The organism is Nioella sp. (assembly GCF_964229645.1).
GTDB lineage: Bacteria > Pseudomonadota > Alphaproteobacteria > Rhodobacterales > Rhodobacteraceae > Nioella.
Genome location: NZ_CAXREX010000248.1, coordinates 1 through 5,541 on the forward strand (window position 1 = coordinate 1; position 5,541 = coordinate 5,541).

At 66.1% G+C, this 5,541-nt stretch carries 6 protein-coding genes; 4 read left to right on the top strand and 2 right to left on the bottom strand.

The genetic code is table 11. The annotated features are described in order from the left end of the window. Together ACEQXV_RS16725 and ACEQXV_RS16730 are read right to left on the bottom strand one after the other, a co-directional pair. Positions 1-658 (bottom strand): gamma-glutamyltransferase (locus ACEQXV_RS16725; protein WP_370270099.1); only part of this gene is annotated, 658 nt, incomplete at its 3' end. Next, positions 655-1,725, bottom strand: a complete 1,071-nt coding sequence (locus ACEQXV_RS16730) for an AbrB family transcriptional regulator (protein WP_370250838.1) — start codon at positions 1,723-1,725, stop codon at positions 655-657. The genes ACEQXV_RS16725 and ACEQXV_RS16730, both read right to left, overlap by 4 nt. 73 nt (positions 1,726-1,798) lie before the next feature. Between ACEQXV_RS16730 and ACEQXV_RS16735 the strand changes: the two genes are divergently transcribed. The 4 genes from ACEQXV_RS16735 to ACEQXV_RS16750 all read left to right on the top strand — a co-directional run. Next, positions 1,799-2,476: a GntR family transcriptional regulator gene (locus tag ACEQXV_RS16735; protein WP_370270100.1), complete on the top strand. Its 678-nt coding sequence runs from the start codon at positions 1,799-1,801 to the stop codon at positions 2,474-2,476. Then, entirely contained in the window at positions 2,473-3,867 is a 1,395-nt protein-coding gene (gene tcuA, locus ACEQXV_RS16740; RefSeq protein WP_370270102.1) for an FAD-dependent tricarballylate dehydrogenase TcuA, read from the top strand. Before ACEQXV_RS16735 ends, tcuA begins: the two co-directional genes overlap by 4 nt. Continuing rightward, on the top strand, positions 3,857-4,939 hold the full coding sequence (tcuB, locus tag ACEQXV_RS16745) for a tricarballylate utilization 4Fe-4S protein TcuB (RefSeq protein ID WP_370250841.1): 1,083 nt from the start codon (positions 3,857-3,859) through the stop codon (positions 4,937-4,939). Before tcuA ends, tcuB begins: the two co-directional genes overlap by 11 nt. Further along, the coding region (locus ACEQXV_RS16750) for an isocitrate/isopropylmalate family dehydrogenase (protein WP_370270103.1) at positions 4,936-5,541 on the top strand (606 nt) is incomplete at its 3' end. The genes tcuB and ACEQXV_RS16750, both read left to right, overlap by 4 nt.

A 5,541-nucleotide genomic window follows, 5' to 3' on the forward strand; every position in this document is an offset into this window, starting at 1 on the left:
AGAAGGCCGTGCGGGCGGCTTCGATCTGTGCCTCGCGATCCACGCCCGCGCCCTTGGCCTCATCAACCAGCCTGTCCCAGAAATCGGCCAACGCCCGGTTGGCAAAGAGCGTGCCCGGTTCAGGCGCGTGGCCGCCGGGCAACCAGACCGGGGCTGACGTCGGCCATTCGCTGCGGAAGACATCGGCCATTCCCGCGATTTCATTCGCGACGCGCGGCAGGATCGGATGGCCGTGGCGGGCGTAGTGAATGGCAGGTGCCAGCACTTCGGCAAGCGGCAGGCGACCGTGATCTCGCAGAAGCAGCATCCAGGCGTCAAACGCCCCGGGCACCACTGTCGCCAACAGGCCCGAACCGGGAATGCGGCGCAGCCCCTCGGCCCGGTAGTGGTCGATTGTGGCGCCCGCCGGGGCCGTTCCCTGCCCGCAGATGACGACCGGCTCCTCGGCCCCCGCCGCGCGATACAAAAGCGGCATATCGCCAAGCGGACCGTTCAGATGCGGCTCCACCACATTCAACACGAAGCCCGTGGCAACGGCGGCATCGGCGGCGCTGCCTCCTGCCTCCAGCATTTTCATGCCCGCTGCCGTGGCCAGCCAGTGGGTGCTGGTGACCATGCCGAAGGTGCCAGCGAGTTCAGGGCGCGTGGTGAAGGTCATGCCTTGTTCTCCTCTCGGCGGCGCTCACGCACCCGGAAAATCCGGGCCGCAATCGGCGCGCCGGTGATCACCACCATGATCCGCGTCAGGTGATGGACGATAACAAATCCCAGATCGGCCCCGGCGACAATCGCCAGCACCGTCATTTCCGCCTGCCCGCCCGGCGCGAAGGACAGGAACCCCTCGACAGGTTCGGCAAGCCCGAAGAAGACCACCACCTCGGTAAAGCCCGCCGCAAGCCCCGCAAGCAGCAGGACGAAGACCACACCCGCAGCCACATCCCGGCGCAGTTCGTGCAGGGTGACACCGACATAACCCACGCCGATCCCGATCCCGATCAGGAATTGCGCGGTCAGGATCGCCTCTGACGGAGGGCGGTAGTGGATCACGCCGGCCAGCGACAGCGCGGCGGTGACAATCAGCGGTCCGAGGATCGACGCCCCGAACAACCCGATCCGCTCGCCCCCTTTCCAGCCGATCAGCGCCGCGGCGACCATGAGGGCCAGTTCAGCCAAGGGCAGATCGGCGGCAGGGGCACCGATGGGGTTGTCCAGCGTCTGACCGAATCCGAAGGTGAGAATGACAGGGGCCAGCGTCACGATGATCAGAACCCGCGTGGCGTGGATCAGCGACAGCGCCCGAACGTCGCCCCCGGCCTCCTGCCCGAAAATGACCATGTCCTGCAAACCACCCGGCATCGCCGCATACCAGGAGGTCGCCCAATCGAACCCGTAGACTCGTCGGAAGAAGGGCACCCCCACGGCGGCGATGACGCAGATATAAAGCGGGATAAGCGCGACCGAGGCCGCCATCTGCGGGATCTGGCCCACAAGCGCAGGCGTGACCGAGGCCCCCACGGCCACCCCCAGAACCGTGCGGCCCGCGACAGAAACAACACCCATCCCCTTCAGCGGCAGTCCGATCAGGGCCGCCAGCAGGCAAGCCGTCATCGGACCGAACAGGAACGGCAATGGCAGGCCCAGACCCAGGAACAGCCCCACGCCGCAAAAGGCCAGCGCCAGCGTGAGCGCGCGGTGTTTCAGCGTGGTGGACCGACTCGGGGACATATTCGGGGCTTCCGTCAAATTGCATCCTGTTGTATCCATCTGTATGCAATTTGCAAGCCATGGATGAGGACCCATGCCCGACGACAGCCTCAGACAATCGGACTCCGGCCAGGGACGCGACGCGTATGAGCGCCTGATCACCGAGATCAGGACCGGTGTTCTGAGACCCGGCGACCGGCTAACGGAAACAGAGATCGCCGCGCGGCTCGGCATTTCGCGCACGCCGGTCCGAGAGGCGATCCGGGCGCTGGAAGCCGACGGGCTGGTCGATCACCAGCCACGCGCGGGCGCGCGCATCCGAAAACTGGACTACGCCGAGGTGACGGAACTCTACGAGATGCGCGTGGTGCTGGAAGGCACCGCCGCCCGCTTCGCCGCGCGCGCCGCCTATGACAGCGAACTGGCCGAGCTGGAGGAAATCACCAACGAGATGGCGGCAGCGCTCGATGATCCCGAGCGGCTTTACCATGCCAATCGGCATTTCCATTCCGTCCTGCTCAATGCCGCGCGCAACCGCTTTCTCATCCGCTCGGTGGACGCGGTGCAGAAAACGTTGCTGATCCTCGGGCGCTCCACGATGGAAGAAGCCGACCGCGCGCAATCGGCCGTTGCCGAGCACCGCGCGATCCTTGCCGCCCTGCGCGCCCATGACGGCGACGCCGCCGAAGCCGCCATGCGCGTCCATATCGAAGCCGCGCATAGGGCACGCCTGCGCCAGCTGCGTCAGCGCGCAGCCGAGGAGGACCAATGACCGATCTCTCATCCCGGACATGGGACCTCGTGGTCGTGGGCGGCGGCAATGCCGCGCTTTGCGCCGCGATCGAAGCCGCCGAGGCTGGGGCCCGCGTGCTGATGCTGGAAGCCGCGCCCAAACCCTACCGGGGCGGCAATTCCCGCCACACCCGCAACTTCCGCTGCATGCATCGCGGGCCGTTGTCCGTGCTCACCGACAGCTACGAGGAAGACGAGTATTACGACGACCTTCTGCGCGTCACCAAGGGCAAGACCGACGAGGACCTTGCCCGCATGACGATCCGCGAGTCGGAAACCTGCCTGCCCTGGATGGAACGCCACGGCGTCGCCTTCCAGCCCTCGCTTTCCGGCACCCTGTCGCTATCGCGCACCAACGCCTTCTTCCTGGGGGGCGGCAAAGCGCTGGTCAACGCCTATTACAACACGGCCGAAGATCTCGGGGTGACGGTTCTCTACGAAGCGGAAGTGACACATGTAACCGTGACGGATGGTCGGTTCGAAGGGCTCGACGTCACCATTGGCGGGCAGCCTGCGCGCATCGAAGGCAAGGCGTTGGTGCTGGCCTCGGGCGGGTTCCAGGGCGATATCGACTGGCTGGCCGACGCCTGGGGGCCAGCCGCGCGCAACTTCCTCATTCGCGGAACACCCTACAACCGGGGCGTCGTGCTTCGCGACATGCTCGACCAGGGGGCAGACAGCGTCGGCGATCCGACCCAGTGCCATGCGGTCGCGATCGACGGGCGCGCGCCGAAATTCGATGGCGGCATCGTGACCCGGCTGGACTGCGTGCCCTTCTCGGTCGTGGTCAACAGGCACGGCGAGCGCTTCTATGACGAGGGCGAGGATGTCTGGCCAAAGCGCTACGCGATCTGGGGTCGGCTGGTGGCCGCGCAGCCGGACCAGGTGGGCTATTCCATTATCGATTCAAAAAGCATCGAGCTGTTCATGCCCTCTGTCTACCCGCCCGAGAAAGCCGACACTCTGGAGGGACTGGCGCAGAAGCTTGGGCTTCCTGCCAACAAGCTGCGCGAAACGGTGGACGCCTTCAACGCGGCCTGCCGCGAGGGGAGGTTCCACCCGACCGAACTGGACGGGTTGGCGACCGAAGGACTTGATCCGCCAAAGACGAACTGGGCGCGTCCCATCAGTGACCCGCCCTTCTACGGCTATTCCCTGCGCCCGGGCGTGACCTTCACCTATCTGGGCCTGAAGGTGGACCGCACCGCCCGTGTCTCGGCCAGTGGCCGCCGCCTGGAAAACGTGTGGGCCGCGGGCGAAATCATGGCCGGCTCGATCCTGGGCGAGGGCTACCTTGCCGGCTTCGGCATGACAATCGGCACCGTCTTCGGACGCATCGCGGGACAGGAGGCCGCCGCCCATGTCGCTTGACACCACACCGATCCTGACCGCGACCGACGAGGCCCGACGCCAACTGGAAATCTGCAATGCCTGCCGCTATTGCGAGGGCTATTGCGCGGTCTTCCCGGCGACCTTCGCCGAGCGCGCCTTTTCCGATGGCGACATCACGCAGCTGGCGAACCTCTGTCATAACTGCCGGGGTTGCTACTATGCCTGTCAATACACCGAGCCGCATGAGTTCGCCCTAAACCTGCCCGCCGCGCTGGCCGAGGTGCGCGTCGAAAGCTGGGACCGGTTCGCCTGGCCCGGCGGTCTTGGACGCCTGTTCCAGACGCGGGGCGTGGCCCTTGCGGGCGCGCTGATCCTGGGGATCGCTGCCCTCTTTTGGGCCATGGCCGCTTTGACGCCCGAACGCGGGACGGGCTTCTATGCCCACCTGTCCCACACGATCATGGTGGCGATCTTCGGCCCGGCTTTCCTGTTGCCGATCCTCGTCATCGCCATGGGCTTGCGCGGCTACTGGCGCGAAACCGGGGGCACGCGCGTGACCCTTTCTCAACTGGCCAGCGCCCTGCGTGACGGAGCATCGCTCAGGAACCTGTCGGGCGGCGCGGCGCATGGCTGCAATTACGAGAAAGGCGACCGCTACACCCTCGCCCGTAAGCACGCCCACCAGGCCGTGTTCTGGGGGTTCCTGCTGTGTTTCGCCTCCACATCGGCGGGAACCGTTTTGCATTACGGTTTCGATCTGCCGGCACCCTACGGGGCCTTCAGCCTACCCAAGCTGCTCGGCGTGCCGGGGGGCGTGTTGCTGACGCTCGGGGCGCTTGGGCTGGCGGGCCTCAAACTGCGGGCAGATCGCAGCCTTGGCGCGGCATCGGCCTGGGGCGGAGAAATGGCCTTCGTGCTCCTTCTCGCGGCGACAGGGGCCAGCGGGCTTGCGCTCTTCGCCGCGACCGGCACCGCCTTGGTTGCCCCGCTGCTGGCGTTGCATCTTGGCACCGTGCTGACCTTCTTCCTGACCATGCCCTATTCGAAAATGGTGCATGGTGCCTATCGCCTCGCCGCGCTTGTGCGCGATGCCCAGAGGAAAGGCGCATGACACGGCTTCTGCTCCTGCCCGGTGACGGGATCGGACCGGAAATCGTTGCGGCCACGCGCACGGTTCTGGAGGCCGCAGACCATGCTTTCGGGCTTGGTCTTAAGCTGGACGAAGCCGAGATCGGCTTTGCCACGCTGGACCGGCACGGCGCTACGATCCCGACCCATGTGATCGAGGCCGCCCGCGCAGCTGATGGCATCGTACTCGGTCCAGTGTCTCACAATGACTATCCCCCGGTGGCCGAAGGGGGGCGCAATCCCTCGGGAGTGCTGCGCAAGGAACTGGACCTTTTCGCCAATATCCGCCCCGCCGCGACCCGCAGCCTGCTGCCCAGTCCCATTAACCGCCCGTTCGACCTGGTGATCGTCCGGGAAAACACCGAAGGCTTCTATGCCGACAGGAACATGGCCTCCGGCCCCGGAGAGCTGATGCCAGACCCGGACATGGCCCTCGCACTCCGAAAAGTCACGCGCCGCGCCTCGGCCCGCATTGCCGAAGCTGCCTTCGCCCTCGCCGCAACCCGCCCCGCCCGACATGTGACTGCGGTGCACAAGGGCAATGTTCTGCGAGTCTCGGACGGGTTGTTCCTGGAGGAATGCCGC